The following is a 13,350-nucleotide window of genomic DNA, read 5'->3' as shown; positions in this document are numbered from 1 at the left end:
CCATAACGGACGGGGTCGCGCCGACCGATCACTCGGGGTCGAACCCGCCCGCGAGCCAATCGATCGCGAACAGCGCGATAGCGCCGACGACCGCCCAGCCGGCCGTTAGCGCCAGGATGTCGCCCGTCAACGCGTGGGCGCCGGCGATCTCGTGAAGCGGCGCGGGCACCGAGCCGGCGATGAGGCCGACCAGGAACAGCAGCGTCAGCTCGCGGTGGCGATCCAGCGCGAACCGGACGACCCGAGCGATCGTGACGAGGCCGACGACTCCGCCCGCGACGAAGACGACGACGGTAGTTCCGGGTTCGACGACGCCCGCGATCGTTCCGTTGCCAAGGGCGAAATCACGGATCGACTGGAGGAACGCCGTCAACTGCGAAGAGAGGAACACGTACTGGCCGAGCAGAATCAGGATGAGCGAGCCGGAGACGCCGGGAAGGATCATCGCGCTGATCGCCAGTCCGCCCGAGAGGAAGATCAGGACGGCGCCGCTGCCCGGTAGCTGGAGGACGTTGGCTGCGACCAGCAGGGCGAGCGCGGTACCGGCGGCGGCCGCGAGGGCGTGCCGACTGGTGGCGAAGGGCAGGCTCCGAAAGAGGACGATCGCCGAGGCGGCGATCAGTCCGATGAAGAACCCGAAGAGCGCGATCGGGTGTGACTCCGAGAGCGCCGTGACGGCGCCGGCGATGAGTGCAACGGCGGTGACCATTCCGACGCCCAGCGGCAGGAGAAACTGCAGATCCATCTCGAGCAGTGCTTCTTTGGCGCGTCCCCGCTGCTCGGCGTCGTACCCCCGGAGCACGTCGATCGCTCGCCCGGGCGTGAGCGCGGTGACGGCGGCGATCAGCCGGCCGTAGAACCCGAGCAGGAGCGCAACGGTGCCGCCGGAGACGCCGGGGAGGGCGTCGGCGGTTCCCATACAGAGACCGTAGCAGTAGACCCGCAGCACCGAGAACCGCGGTCCGAGCCGCTGTTCGAGAGCGTGTAACATACCTAAGGGTCACCGTCCGATCGTCGTCGACGGCGGAGAACCGACCGCCCGTTTCGCGACCATACGTAGCGAACGTTTCGGCTCCGACATAAATCGACTCACTCGACCCGACGGATGCGAACCCGACACAGGCCGAGTTCGGCGGCTCGAGCGATCCTCGAGCGACGTTGCCGGGCGGGTCGGAACTCGTCGGCGACTGCGATGTCGAGCGCCCGTCGTCTCGAGGGTGTGTCGAGGTGTGACAGGGAAATCGCCAGACGGAGCGCCGACGGCTAGCGAAACAGTTATATAGAAGTGCTGACGACATGGTTACTGAGGATCCACAATGGCACAACAGCGACGCATGGGCGGACAGCCTATGTTCATTCTGAGCGAGGACAGCCAGCGAACCCAGGGGCGAGACGCCCAGTCGTCGAACATCATGGCCGGCAAGGCCGTCGCCGAGGCAGTACGGACGACACTCGGCCCCCGCGGGATGGACAAGATGCTCGTCGACTCGGGCGGCGAGGTCGTCATCACGAACGACGGCGCAACCATCCTCAACGAGATGGACATCGAACACCCCGCGGCCCAGATGCTCGTCGAGGTCGCCGACTCCCAGGAGGAGGAGGTCGGCGACGGGACGACGACCGCGGCCGTGATCGCCGGTAACCTGCTCGCCGAGGCCGAGGACCTCATCGAGCAGGACGTCCACGCGACGACGATCGTCGAGGGCTACCACGAGGCCGCCGAGATCGCCCTCGAGGCGATCGCCGAGCAGGTCAGCCAGGACGCCGTCGACGACGACGTGCTCAAACAGGTCGCCGAATCCAGCATGACGGGCAAGGGCACCGGCGGCCTGACCGCCGAGTCGCTGGCCGAGACGGTCGTCGAGGCCATCCGCCACGTCGAGGACGACGAGGGTGTCCACCGGGACAACGTCACCGTCCACACGCAGATCGGCGCCTCCTCGAACGCGACGGAGCTCGTCCCCGGTATCGTCATCGACGAGGAGGCCGCCCACGACGCCATGCCGAAGGAGGTCGAGGACGCCTCGATCGCCGTCCTCGACGTCGAGCTCGGCGTCCGTACCGGCGACATCGACGCCGAGTACGCCATCGACTCGATCGACCAGCTCAACCAGGCGATCGACGCCGAGGAGAGCGAGGTTCGCGGCTACGCCGAGACCCTCGCCGAGAGCGGCGCGGACGTCGTCTTCACGACCGACGACGTCGACGAGCGCATCAGCTCGTTCCTCGCGAAGGAGGGCGTGCTCGTCTTCGACAACGTCGGCAGCTCCGACGCCCGCCAGATCGTCTCCGCGACCGGCGCGAACCGCGTCGGCGCCCTCGAGGATCTCGAGGAGAGCGACTTCGGCGCGGCCGACCGGGTCCGCAGCCAGAACTACGGCGACGACGACCTCGCGTTCGTCGAGGGCGGCGCGGCCGCCGAGGCCGTCACCGTCTTCGTCCGTGGCGGCACCGAACACGTCGTCGACGAGCTCGAGCGCGCCATCGGCGACGCCCTCGACGTCGTCTCGACGGCGCTCGACTCGGGCGAGGTCGTTCCCGGCGCCGGCGCGACCGAGATCGCCGTCGCGGACAAGATCCGCTCGGCGGCCGCCGGCATCGAGGGCCGCAAACAGCTCGCGGTTACCTCCTTCGCGGACGCGCTCGACGTCGTTCCGCGGACGCTGGCGACCAACACCGGCCAGGACCCGATCGACACCCTCGTCGATCTGCGGGCGGCCCACGAGGGCGGCGAGCGCGCCGGCCTCATCACCGACGGCGAGACCGTCACCATCGACGACCCATTCGAGTACGGCGTCGTCGACCCCGCGGACGTCAAGCGTGAGGCTATCCAGAGCGCGACCGAGGCCGCGACGATGATCGTCCGCATCGACGACGTCATCGCCGCCGAGTAGTCGTCCGGTCGTCTCTCCTTCGAAACTACTTGTATTTTTAACAATAAAGTTAAGTAATAATACACAAACCGTCCTGTAGAATGTCCCTCTCTCCGCCGTCCGACGGGCTGACTCCGGTCGACGACGTCGCAGGTCGAACCGTCTACCGCGACGAGGACCGCGAGACCTACCACATGTGGTGGACCGACAGCGACCCCGAGGCCGTGAGCACGGTCCTCGTGTTGACCGTCGCGTCGGTGCTCGAGACCGATCCCGAGGAACTCGAGGCGCTGTCGACGCGGGTCGATCCCGACGCTCTCGATACGTTGTTCGCTCACTGGGGTCGACACCGCATCGAGGACGGAACGACCTCGTTTCGGTTCGCCGGCTGCGCGGTCGTTTGCCACGCCTCGGGCGAACTCGTCATCGATCCGTCGGCCGACCGCTGATTCCTGCTCGGTCGACGGACCCCTGGTCCGTTCTCAATCGACGAACTCGAGGACAACCCGATCGCCGACGGCGAGCTCGAACGCCGTCTCGCCTCGCCCCCGATTGACGTCGAGTTCGACGTAGCCGTGGCTCCCGACGGTCGCGAGTCGGTCGCCCGCGGGAACGGCCTCGAACGTGTCGCCGACCGGAACCTGTTCGTCGTTCGCGACGACCCACTCGCGGCCCTCGAGGAACTCCCCGGGAACGTTCGTAATCACGTTCCCGAAGTCGTCGACGACGAGTACTTCGCCGACGGCGCGGCCATCCACGAGGGTTGCCGCGGGCAGTTCGAGGTCGACCGGACCGTCTCCTGGCGTCAGAAACGCCACGGTGTCGGGACCGTCGCTGTCGTGGACCGTCGCAGCGGTCGGGGCGAAGATATCCCGGCCGTGGAAGGTGTTGCTTCTCGGGCCCTCGTCGGGATCCGAAGGTGACTCGCCCGCGGGGACGACCGGCTCGAGCGCGTCCTCGTCGACGACGTAACTTTCGAGGGCGGCGTCGCCGGCGAGTCGCCGAGCGGCGGGAAGCAAGACGCCGTTGTCGGGTCCCACGAGTGCGTGCTCCCCTGCTCGGATGGCGATCGCGTCGCGGTCGGTGCCGACGCCGGGATCGACGACGACGAGGTGCGTGGCCGGCGGGAAGTACGGCAGCGTCTCCCGGAGCCAGAACGCCGCGGTACGAACGTCCTGGCGCGGGAAGTCGTGCCCGATGTCGACCAGCCTCGCATCGGTTCGTCCGAGCAGGACTCCCTTCATCGCCGCGGGGTACGGCGTCCCGAAGTCCGACGTGAGCGTGATCATGGCCGCGGATACGGCGCGATCGATAAAAACGAACGCGGCTCGAGGGCACAGCTGTCCCGCGGCCGAGCGGTTCCGGGGATCAGTCGCCGTTCGTATCGGAGCCGCTTACCATCTGGATCCGTTCGATCCCGCCGATCTCGTCGACGACCTCGGCGACGGCCTCGGGGACCAGCGACTCCCAGTCGCCGCCGTTGATCATCCGCTCGCGGACCTCGGTTCCCTCGAGGACCTCGCGGTTGAACATCGGCGACTGGCGCACCTCGAAGTTGGCCTCGCGAAACAGCTGGACGACTAGCGGGTTGTTGGAGTAGGCGACGTCGAAGTCCGGGCTCATGCTCTGGACGTGGCTCACCCACACCGAGTTTCGTTCCAGGTCCTCGATCGGGACGGCGTAGGTGACGACGTCCATGTCGACGAGCGACTTGGTGATCATCATGATCCGTTCGCCGGCGGTGAACGGATTCCGCACCGAGTGTGAGTCGTCGGCGCTTCCGATCCCCAACACGAGTTCGTCGACGTCGTCGGCGATCTGCTCGACCATGTTGCGGTGGCCGTTGTGAAACGGCTGGAAACGGCCGATGTAGAACCCCCTCATGCCGGGTACTGTTTCGGGGCTGCGCTTAAGCGTGGCGGGTTCCCTCGCGGGCGCCGGATCGAGTCGGTATTTACGGCTAGCCGGCGATCGAGCTCAAACAGTGACGCCCAGATCACCGCCGCCGGGGGCTGTAATCCGCGATTACGGCCATGGGCGCTGCGTTCCGCATGGAGAAAGTATATCAGTCGCAATCCCTTCGGATCAGGTACTGAACAGAGTTCTATGAGTAACGATACGAACGTTGATGACTCCCCCGAAGGCGCACCTGACGATGCTCCCCGCGAGAGCCAGCGGGAGCAGTCGTCGGATCGCCAGGGGGATCGGTCGCCGGGAGCGGACTCCGGCGACCGGCCCGACGAGTCCGACAGGAGGCCGATCGAGGAAACCGGCCGCGAGTCGGAGCCCGACGAGTCCGAGCAGCGTCCGTCCGACGGGCTCGAGGAGGAGCCCGACGCCGACGAGGAACCCGACGCCGACGAGGAACCCGACGCCGACGAGGGTATCGAAACTGTCGAGGATCTCGGAAGCACCGTCGAGGTCGATCCCGGGGTCGAGTTCGACGAGGAGAACGCCGAGGACGACCTTCTCGGCGGACTCAAGATCGATTCGACGGACGATATCGAGGTTCCCGATCGACTCGTCGACCAGGTGATCGGACAGGACGAGGCTCGAGACATCATCATCAAGGCGGCCAAGCAGCGCCGACACGTGATGATGATCGGTTCGCCCGGAACCGGGAAGTCGATGCTGGCCAAGGCGATGAGCCAGCTACTGCCCCAGGAGGACCTCCAGGACGTCCTCGTCTACCACAACCCCGACGACGGCAACGAGCCGAAGGTCAGGACGGTTCCGGCCGGAAAGGGCGAACAGATCATCGACGCCCACAAGGAGGAAGCCCGCAAGCGCAACCAGATGCGTTCGATCCTGATGTGGATCATCATCGCGATCGTCGTCGGGTACGCGATCCTCTCCGGACAGATCCTGCTCGGTATCCTCGCAGCGGGTATCATCTGGTTTATCTTCCGCTACACCTCGCGGGGCACGGACGCGATGGTGCCGAACATGATCGTCGACAACGGCGACCAGCGCCAGGCGCCCTTCGAGGACGCCACCGGCGCCCACGCCGGCGCCCTGCTGGGCGACGTCCGCCACGACCCGTTCCAGTCGGGTGGTATGGAGACGCCGAGCCACGACCGGGTCGAACCCGGCGGCATCCACAAGGCCAACAAGGGCGTGCTGTTCGTCGACGAGATCAACACGCTCGACGTCCGCACCCAGCAGAAGCTGATGACCGCGATCCAGGAGGGCGAGTTCGCCATCACGGGCCAGTCCGAGCGCTCCTCGGGTGCGATGGTCCAGACCGAGCCCGTCCCCTGTGACTTCATCATGATCGCCGCGGGGAACCTCGACGCGATGGAGAACATGCACCCCGCCCTGCGCTCGCGGATCAAGGGCTACGGGTACGAGGTGTACATGGACGACACGATCGAGGACACCGCCGAGATGCGCCGCAAGTACGCCCGCTTCATCGCCCAGGAGGTCGATCGCGACGGGCGTCTCCCCCACTTCACCCGCGAGGCCGTCGAGGAGGTCATCCTCGAGGCCAAACGCCGGGCAGGTCGGAAAGAGCACCTCACCCTCGAGTTCCGGAGCCTCGGCGGGCTGGTTCGGGTCGCCGGCGACATCGCCCGTGCCGAGGACGCCGAGTTCACGACCCGCGAGGACGTCCTCGAGGCCAAGGGCCGCTCGCGCTCGATCGAACAGCAACTCGCTGACGACTATATCGAACGGCGCAAGGACTACGAGCTGCAGGTTACCCACGACGGGATGGAAGGTCGGGTCAACGGCCTCGCCGTCATGGGCGAGGACTCGGGTATCATGCTGCCAGTGATGGCCGAAATCGCGCCCGCCCAGGGCCAGGGCCAGGTCATCGCCACGGGGCAGCTCAAGGAGATGGCCGAGGAGTCGGTCCAGAACGTCTCGGCGATCATCAAGAAGTTCTCCGACGTCAACCTCTCGGAGAAGGACGTTCACATCCAGTTCGTCCAGGCCGGCCAGCAGGGTGTCGACGGCGATTCGGCGTCGATCACGGTCGCGACGGCCGTCATCAGCGCCCTCGAGGATATCCCGATCGACCAGTCGGTCGCCATGACCGGCTCGCTGTCGGTTCGCGGCGACGTCCTCCCGGTCGGCGGGGTGACCCACAAGATCGAGGCGGCCGCCAAGGCCGGCTGTACGAAGGTCATCATCCCGAAGGCCAACGAACAGGACGTGATGATCGAAGACGAGTACGACGAGATGATCGAAATCATCCCCTGCTCGAACATCAGCGAAGTGCTCGACGTCGCCCTGATGGGCGAACCGAAGAAGGACTCGCTGGTCGATCGGCTCAAGTCGATCACCGGATCGGCGTTCGACCAGCAGGCCGTCGGTTCGGCCAGCGGTTCGAACCCGAGTCTGCAGTAGATGACTCAGTGGACGGCGTTCGCGGCGATCACCGGCGTCGTCCTCCTCGTGTTGCTGGTTCTTTCACACCTCACGCAGTCGGCGTTCGACGAGATCGATCTCGAGGGGCGTTCCGACGACGCTCCGGACGGTGCCGATCACACCCTCGACGCCGAAGCGTCGCCGCTCGAAGACGATCAGGAGGAGTTCCACGAAACGCCAGTCGGGGCCGAGGCCGAGATGGACGCTTCCCGCTCGAGCCCGTCGTCGGAAGCTTCCGCCGACGTGTCCGCGACAGCCGAGACCGACCGTGATATCGAGTCGGAGACGGCCGAGCCGTCCCCTCGAGATCGCCGGGACGGCGTCGACCCCGACTCGCTGACGACGGGGATGATGCTCGCGAACGTCGCGGCCTCGCAGGGGCTGTTCGCGCTGATTCTGCTGGGGGCGATCATCTACACGGGCGTCCCGGCCGACGCGCTGGGGATCGAATTTTCCAGGGGGTACCTCGAGACCGGGCTGGTCGTCGGCACCGCAGTGGGAGTCGTCCTCTACGTCGCCAACGAACTCGGCGCCGCGCTCGCGACCAGACTGGGGTTTGACCACGACGAACAGCTCCGGGAGCTGCTGGCGCCCGACTCGGCTCGAGGGTGGGCGGTGCTGCTTGGCGGCGTCCTCCCGCTGATCGCCGTCTTCGAGGAGCTGCTGTTCCGGGCGGCGCTGATCGGCGCGCTCTCGGTCGGCTTCGGGATTTCGCCGTGGCTGCTCGCGGTGGTCTCTTCGATCGCGTTCGCGCTGGGCCACGGGATGCAGGGCGACGTCGGCGTCGTCGTCACCGGGGCGCTCGGGTTCGTGCTGGCGGCGGTCTTTATCGTGACCGAGAGCTTCCTCGTCGTCGTCGTCGCCCACTACCTGATCAACGCCTTCGAGTTCGTCGTCCACGAAGGGATCGACCTCGAGTGGGCTCGAACCCTCGAAAGCTAAGGGGGACGGGACGCTCGAGTCGCGTATGAGCGATACGATCGAACTTTCGGCGTCGATGCGGCGGCTGATCGTCTACGGAATCCTGTTTTACTTCGCCCTGTTCGCGTACGCGACGCTGGCCGAGGACGCGATGGCGATGCTCGTGACGGAGTTCGCCTTCGGGGTGATCGCGGTCGGGATCGGCGCGATCCTCTACCGGGAGGCCGACGAGCCGACCTCGGTCGTCACGGGTGCGGCGGTCTGTCTGATCGCGGGCGGAATCCTCCAGTTCGCCCACCTGGTGAGCGGACTGGTAGTCATCGACCTGGCGAGTACGCTGCTGGTCTACGCCGGCATCGGGCTCTACATCTACGCGGCCTGGAACAGCTAGAAACCGGCGTCCTGGGAGTGCGAATTTTCACGAGACATCTTGTGAGAATCTCGTCACAGACAGCAACCTCTTTTAGCGGGGGCATCGGCTGGCGTCTACGATGCCAGCCTCAACCCCCGCTAAAACCCGTTGATGTCGTCAGAACGCAACGCGTTCTGACTGCTAATCAGAACCATGAGGCGGTTCTGATGATACAAAAAGGCCGCCGTCGCTGGATTTCACCCCGCTCCGGCGGTGAACCGTTCGCTTCGCTCACGGCTGCTCGGCACTCTCGGCAGTGTTCCATACGCACCCTCTACGTAACGCCTGTTCAGTTCCAGCACATCTGATAAGAATACGTAGTGCCAACTCCTGCTACAATCCCTCGAGCGAGCGCAGCTTCTGTTCGACCGGCGGGGGCGCGGCGCTGGGGCCGTCGCGGACCCGGTGGTCCGGGATCAGAATCGGCGCGGGGTTGTTGTCGAGGGCCGTCCGAACCAGGTTGAGATCGTCGTTTTCCTCGTGGTCGAGTTCCGGAGTCATCCGCGTCAGCGTGCGGACATCGACCTGATCGCCGTAGGGAATCTCTCGAACGCCTTCCAGCACCGCTCGCTGGTCGGTCGGCATCGTCAGTGCGACCTGGACGTCGTCGAACGCGACCTCCTCGAGTCCGTCGAGGTACTCGAAGATCCGCTCGAGGACGGGGTGGTCGTCCTCGGCGTCGTCCTCGGGCGTCTCGGGGAACGTGACCCGCAGCACCCGTCCACCCGCGACGCCGACCTGCACGTATCGATCGAGGTACGACGACTCCCGCGCGTAGATCCCGGCGTCGGTGACATCCTCCATGCGCGGCGATACGAGCGACGGACTTGAATATTCGCCGGTCGTTCGGGCGCCGCGGACGCAAGCCTTATGTACATAACAGTACGTCGATGTACAATAATGAACTCTCCGACGGAGCTCGCACCCGAAGTACGGTCGATCCTCGAGTCCGCCGGGGAGCGATCGAACGCCGATCGAGACCGGCTCTCGGTCGACGCGCGGTCGCTGCCCGACGCGCTGGCTCGAGCGGCGGCCGACGGCCGGGTCCCAATCATCGCCGAAGTGAAACCGACGAGTCCGACCGCCGACGGAACCCGAGGGGACGATCCCGTCGAACTGGCCGAGGCGATGGTCGACGGCGGCGCGGCGGCGATCTCGGTGCTGACCGAACCCGACCACTTCGGGGGGTCGGCCGAGGCCCTCGAGCGAGTGCGGGCGGCCGTCGACGTCCCGGTCCTGCGGAAGGACTTCGTGCTCGAGGAGCGCGGGATGGACGTCGTCGAGGCCGATCTGCTCCTGCTCATCGCGCGGTTCGTAGAGGACCTCGAGGGGCTGGTCGAGGCCGCCCGCGACCGGGGCTTTCAGCCCCTCGTGGAGGTCCACGACCGCGGAGAGCTCGAGGACGCCCTCGAGGCGGGCGCCGAGATCGTCGGCGTGAACAACCGGGATCTGGCGAAACTCGAGGTCGATCTCGGAACGTTTGAATCCCTCAGTCCCCACGTTCCGGACGACGTGACGCTGATCGCCGAGAGCGGCGTCTCGAACCCCGAGGACGTCCGACGGATGCGCGAGGCGGGCGCCGACGCCCTGCTGGTCGGCAGCGCGATCATGGACCACGACGGCGCGGGCGACGTGACCGAGAACACGCGACGGCTCACAGACGCGACACAGGAAACACCCAATGAGTAAACCGGAGCGAAACCGCGACCGAGACAGCGAGGCAACGTTCGGCGAGTACGGCGGCCAGTACGTCCCCGAGGCGCTGATGCCCGCCGTCCAGGAGCTCGAGGACGCCTACGAGCGCTACGTCCTCGAGAACGAGGACGGCTTTATCGACGAGTTCCGCGAGCGGATGCGGGACTTCGGCGGACGGCCGACTCCCCTGCAGCGCGCGGACCGGCTCAGCGATCGGTACGACCGCGAGATCTACCTCAAGCGCGAGGATCTCGTCCACGGCGGGGCCCACAAGCTCAACAACGCGCTGGGGCAGGTGTTGCTGGCGAAGTACATGGGCAAGGAGCGGATCGTCGCCGAGACCGGGGCAGGCCAGCACGGCACCGCGACGGCGATGGCCGCAGCCCACCTCGACATGCCCTGTGAGATCTACATGGGCCGGACCGACATCAACCGCCAGCGACCCAACGTCTACCGGATGCGGATGAACGGCGCGGAAGTCAACCCGGTCACCGCCGGCTCCGGTACCCTGAAGGAGGCGATCAACGAGACGATGCGCGACTGGGCGACGACCGTCGAGCGGACCCACTACGTGATCGGCTCGATCGTCGGTCCGCACCCGTTCCCGAAGCTCGTTCGCGACTTCCAGTCGGTAATCGGCCGGGAGGCCCGCGAACAGGTTCGAGAGAAGGCGGGGCGACTCCCCGACAGCGTCCTCGCGTGTGCCGGCGGCGGCTCGAACACGATGGGAACGTTCCACGAGTTCGTGCCGGACGAGGGAGTGAAGCTATACGCGGTCGAGGCCGGCGGCTCGAGCCTCGAGATCGACGAGGCGAACGCGCTGGCACCGAACTCGGCGACGCTGTCGACGGGCACCGACGGTGTGCTTCACGGGGCGATGACCAAGCTCCTCCAGAGCGGCGACGGGCAGATCATGGAGTCTCACAGCGTCAGCGCGGGGCTCGACTACGCCGGAGTCGGTCCCGAGCTGTCGTATCTGGTCGACACCGATCGGGTGACACCCGTCAGCGTCGACGACGACGCGGCGCTCAACGGGTTCCACCGCCTGTCGAACCTCGAGGGGATCATCCCCGCACTGGAGACGAGCCACGCACTGGGGTACTTAGAAGAAAACTACGAGGAACTCGGCGACCTCGTCGTCGTCAACGTCTCCGGACGGGGCGACAAGGACCTCGAGACGGTGCTCGAGGAGACCGAGAAGCGCGATCTCGAGGCCGCGCCGGACGTGGAGGTGTTCGACCAGTGAGTGAAATTGAGGCGGCCATCCGCGAGGACCACCCCGCCCTGATCACGTACATCACCGCGGGCGATCCCTCGCTCGAGGACACCAAAGAGTACGTCGAGGCCTTGGACCGGGGCGGCGCGGATCTGATCGAACTCGGCCTGCCGTTCTCGGAGCCGATCGCCGAGGGGCCGACGATCCAGGCGGCGATCAACCGCGCGCTCGACGCGGGAACGACCCCCGAGGGCTTCTTCGAGCTGGTCGACGACCTCGAGACCGAGGCGCCGCTGCTGGTGATGACGTACTACAATATGCTCCTCCAGTACGGTCCGAGCGAGGCGCAACGCGCCTCGGATAGTCGAGTAGCGAGGGACTCGAAGAGTCCCTCGGACCATGCGAGCGGGACGTCAACCCGCGAGCAGACGGTGGAACCGCGAGACAAGCCGGACGTCCGCCCGTTCGTCGAGCGCGCCGCCGAGGTCGGGCTCTCCGGAATCATCGTCCCCGACCTGCCCGCCGAGGAGGCCGATCCGCTGCGAGCGGCCTGTGACGACCACGGGCTCGATCTGGTCTTCATCGTCGCGCCGACGACCGAGGGCGAGCGACTCGATCGGATCATGTCACAGGTGTCGGGCTTCGCCTATGTCCAGGCCCGCCTGGGCACGACGGGTGCGCGGGCGGACGTCTCGAACGCGACCCACGACAGCCTGACCCGCCTCGAGCAGTATGATGTTCCGAAGGCGGTCGGCTTCGGCGTCAGCGAGGGCGACCACGCCGCAGAGATAATCGAGGCCGGCGCCGACGGCGTCATCGTCGGCAGCGCCCTGGTCGACCTGATCGCCGAACACGGCGAGGGCAACGCCCCCGCGGCCGACGCCCTCGAAGCCAAAGCCGCGGAGCTCAAACGCGGCGCCCTCCGGGGCGGCGGGGTAGATGTACCGGAACCAGAACAGCCATAACCACCTGATTGCTAGACACTCGCAATGACTACAGGCACCGAGGCACGACTCGAGCGGATCGGTACAGACGGATCGTACGTAATCGTCCCGATGGATCACGGCATCACGATGGGCGCCGTCCAGGGACTGAAGGATATCGAATCGACCATCGACGGGGTGACGCGCGGCGGCGCCGACGCCGTCCTCACTCAGAAGGGGATCGCCCCGCGGGTCCACGACAACAAGAACGGCAAAGGGTACATCGTCCACCTCAACGGGTCGACGACGATCGGCCCCGACGAGCAGGACAAACGGCTGACCGGCACCGTCGAGGAGGCGATCCGGGTCGGCGCGGACGCCGTCTCCTTCCACATCAACGTCGGCTCGAACTACGAGCCCGACCAGACCAGCCAGCTCGCGGAGATCACCGCCGAGGCCGACCGGTTCGGCATCCCCGTCCTCGCGATGGCCTACGCCCGCGGCCCGGGCGTCGACTCCGAAGACCCCGAGTCGCTCGGCCACGCCGTCCGCCTCGCCGAGGAGGTCGGCGCCGACCTCGTGAAGACGGGCTACAGCGGCGACGCCGACAGCTTTCAGCACGTTATCGAATCGACCCGGCTGCCCGTCGTCATCGCCGGGGGCTCGCGCGGAACCGACCGCGAGACCCTCGAGATGGTCCGGGGAGCAACCGACGCCGGCGGCGCCGGCATCTCGATGGGGCGTTCGATCTTCCAGCACGAGGACCCCGAGGCGATCGCGACGGCCGTCGGCGGGATCGTCCACGACGACCTCTCCGTCGACGAGGCGCTGACCAGGTCCGGACTGGCACTCGAGGTCTGATCGGTAACGCACTCGTCCGTTTCGTTCGTGTTCGACCCTCTCACGTACGGACCGGTCCCTTTTTCGGAGTTACTGTCA

At 66.6% G+C, this 13,350-nt stretch carries 13 protein-coding genes; 9 read left to right on the top strand and 4 right to left on the bottom strand.

Annotation, left to right across the window (positions count from 1 at the left end):
- Nucleotides 1-28: 28 nt before the first annotated feature.
- A complete protein-coding gene (locus tag C491_RS03690) occupies nucleotides 29-991 on the bottom strand; it encodes a DUF368 domain-containing protein (RefSeq protein WP_005553871.1) in 963 nt (320 codons plus the stop codon).
- Between the two features lie 358 nt (nucleotides 992-1,349).
- On the opposite strand from C491_RS03690, the gene thsA reads away from it, so the two are divergent.
- Nucleotides 1,350-2,894: a thermosome subunit alpha gene (thsA, locus tag C491_RS03685; protein WP_005553869.1), complete on the top strand. Its 1,545-nt coding sequence runs from the start codon at nucleotides 1,350-1,352 to the stop codon at nucleotides 2,892-2,894.
- Nucleotides 2,895-2,974: 80 nt separating this feature from the next.
- Nucleotides 2,975-3,322 carry a HalOD1 output domain-containing protein gene (locus C491_RS03680; RefSeq protein ID WP_005553868.1) on the top strand — a complete coding sequence of 116 codons (348 nt, stop codon included), beginning with the start codon at nucleotides 2,975-2,977 and terminating at the stop codon, nucleotides 3,320-3,322.
- Nucleotides 3,323-3,355: 33 nt separating this feature from the next.
- Here the strand turns inward: C491_RS03680 and C491_RS03675 are convergent, their stop codons facing one another.
- Both C491_RS03675 and C491_RS03670 read right to left on the bottom strand, forming a co-directional pair.
- On the bottom strand, nucleotides 3,356-4,162 hold the full coding sequence (locus tag C491_RS03675; RefSeq protein ID WP_005553866.1) for an SAM hydrolase/SAM-dependent halogenase family protein: 807 nt from the start codon (nucleotides 4,160-4,162) through the stop codon (nucleotides 3,356-3,358).
- 79 nt (nucleotides 4,163-4,241) lie between these two features.
- A complete protein-coding gene (locus C491_RS03670; RefSeq protein ID WP_005553865.1) occupies nucleotides 4,242-4,757 on the bottom strand; it encodes a nicotinamide-nucleotide adenylyltransferase in 516 nt (171 codons plus the stop codon).
- A 222-nt stretch (nucleotides 4,758-4,979) separates the two neighbouring features.
- Between C491_RS03670 and lonB the strand changes: the two genes are divergently transcribed.
- Genes lonB through C491_RS03655 form a run of 3 tightly spaced genes read left to right on the top strand, consistent with a single transcriptional unit; the run spans nucleotide 4,980 to nucleotide 8,556 of the window.
- Nucleotides 4,980-7,223, top strand: coding sequence for an ATP-dependent protease LonB (lonB, locus tag C491_RS03665; protein WP_005553864.1), 2,244 nt, complete (start codon nucleotides 4,980-4,982; stop codon nucleotides 7,221-7,223).
- Nucleotides 7,224-8,186 (top strand): CPBP family intramembrane glutamic endopeptidase, encoded by a 963-nt coding sequence (locus tag C491_RS03660; RefSeq protein WP_005553863.1) that lies wholly within the window; start codon nucleotides 7,224-7,226, stop codon nucleotides 8,184-8,186.
- 25 nt (nucleotides 8,187-8,211) lie between these two features.
- Complete coding sequence (locus tag C491_RS03655) at nucleotides 8,212-8,556, top strand: hypothetical protein (RefSeq protein WP_005553862.1); 345 nt, start codon at nucleotides 8,212-8,214, stop codon at nucleotides 8,554-8,556.
- A 354-nt stretch (nucleotides 8,557-8,910) separates the two neighbouring features.
- On the opposite strand, the gene C491_RS03650 is transcribed toward C491_RS03655, so the two are convergent.
- A complete protein-coding gene (locus tag C491_RS03650; protein WP_005553861.1) occupies nucleotides 8,911-9,381 on the bottom strand; it encodes an MGMT family protein in 471 nt (156 codons plus the stop codon).
- Nucleotides 9,382-9,477: 96 nt separating this feature from the next.
- Between C491_RS03650 and trpC the strand changes: the two genes are divergently transcribed.
- Genes trpC through C491_RS03630 form a run of 4 tightly spaced genes read left to right on the top strand, consistent with a single transcriptional unit; the run spans nucleotide 9,478 to nucleotide 13,272 of the window.
- The gene (gene trpC, locus C491_RS03645) at nucleotides 9,478-10,266 is read left to right on the top strand and encodes an indole-3-glycerol phosphate synthase (protein WP_005553860.1); all 789 of its coding nucleotides are present in this window, start codon (nucleotides 9,478-9,480) and stop codon (nucleotides 10,264-10,266) included.
- Nucleotides 10,259-11,518: a tryptophan synthase subunit beta gene (gene trpB / locus C491_RS03640; RefSeq protein WP_005553859.1), complete on the top strand. Its 1,260-nt coding sequence runs from the start codon at nucleotides 10,259-10,261 to the stop codon at nucleotides 11,516-11,518. Before trpC ends, trpB begins: the two co-directional genes overlap by 8 nt.
- The gene (trpA, locus tag C491_RS03635; protein WP_005553858.1) at nucleotides 11,515-12,453 is read left to right on the top strand and encodes a tryptophan synthase subunit alpha; all 939 of its coding nucleotides are present in this window, start codon (nucleotides 11,515-11,517) and stop codon (nucleotides 12,451-12,453) included. The genes trpB and trpA overlap by 4 nt, the downstream gene beginning before the upstream one ends.
- 24 nt (nucleotides 12,454-12,477) lie before the next feature.
- A complete protein-coding gene (locus C491_RS03630) occupies nucleotides 12,478-13,272 on the top strand; it encodes a 2-amino-3,7-dideoxy-D-threo-hept-6-ulosonate synthase (RefSeq protein ID WP_005553857.1) in 795 nt (264 codons plus the stop codon).
- Nucleotides 13,273-13,350 lie beyond the last annotated feature (78 nt).

This window comes from Natronococcus amylolyticus DSM 10524 (assembly GCF_000337675.1).
Taxonomy (GTDB): Archaea; Halobacteriota; Halobacteria; order Halobacteriales; family Natrialbaceae; genus Natronococcus; species Natronococcus amylolyticus.
The sequence above is the reverse complement of the archived record's forward strand: the minus strand, read 5'-3'. Positions and strand labels throughout refer to the sequence as shown.

Excerpts from the sequence above, each read along its gene's own strand:
- C491_RS03690 (WP_005553871.1), bottom strand. The coding sequence starts at position 991 with ATGTTACACGCTCTCGAACAGCGGCTCGGACCGCGGTTCTCGGTGCTG.
- thsA (WP_005553869.1), top strand. The coding sequence starts at position 1,350 with ATGTTCATTCTGAGCGAGGACAGCCAGCGAACCCAGGGGCGAGACGCC.
- C491_RS03680 (WP_005553868.1), top strand. The coding sequence starts at position 2,975 with ATGTCCCTCTCTCCGCCGTCCGACGGGCTGACTCCGGTCGACGACGTC.
- C491_RS03675 (WP_005553866.1), bottom strand. The coding sequence starts at position 4,162 with ATGATCACGCTCACGTCGGACTTCGGGACGCCGTACCCCGCGGCGATG.
- C491_RS03670 (WP_005553865.1), bottom strand. The coding sequence starts at position 4,757 with ATGAGGGGGTTCTACATCGGCCGTTTCCAGCCGTTTCACAACGGCCAC.
- lonB (WP_005553864.1), top strand. The coding sequence starts at position 4,980 with ATGAGTAACGATACGAACGTTGATGACTCCCCCGAAGGCGCACCTGAC.
- C491_RS03660 (WP_005553863.1), top strand. The coding sequence starts at position 7,224 with ATGACTCAGTGGACGGCGTTCGCGGCGATCACCGGCGTCGTCCTCCTC.
- C491_RS03655 (WP_005553862.1), top strand. The coding sequence starts at position 8,212 with ATGAGCGATACGATCGAACTTTCGGCGTCGATGCGGCGGCTGATCGTC.
- C491_RS03650 (WP_005553861.1), bottom strand. The coding sequence starts at position 9,381 with ATGGAGGATGTCACCGACGCCGGGATCTACGCGCGGGAGTCGTCGTAC.
- trpC (WP_005553860.1), top strand. The coding sequence starts at position 9,478 with ATGAACTCTCCGACGGAGCTCGCACCCGAAGTACGGTCGATCCTCGAG.
- trpB (WP_005553859.1), top strand. The coding sequence starts at position 10,259 with ATGAGTAAACCGGAGCGAAACCGCGACCGAGACAGCGAGGCAACGTTC.
- C491_RS03630 (WP_005553857.1), top strand. The coding sequence starts at position 12,478 with ATGACTACAGGCACCGAGGCACGACTCGAGCGGATCGGTACAGACGGA.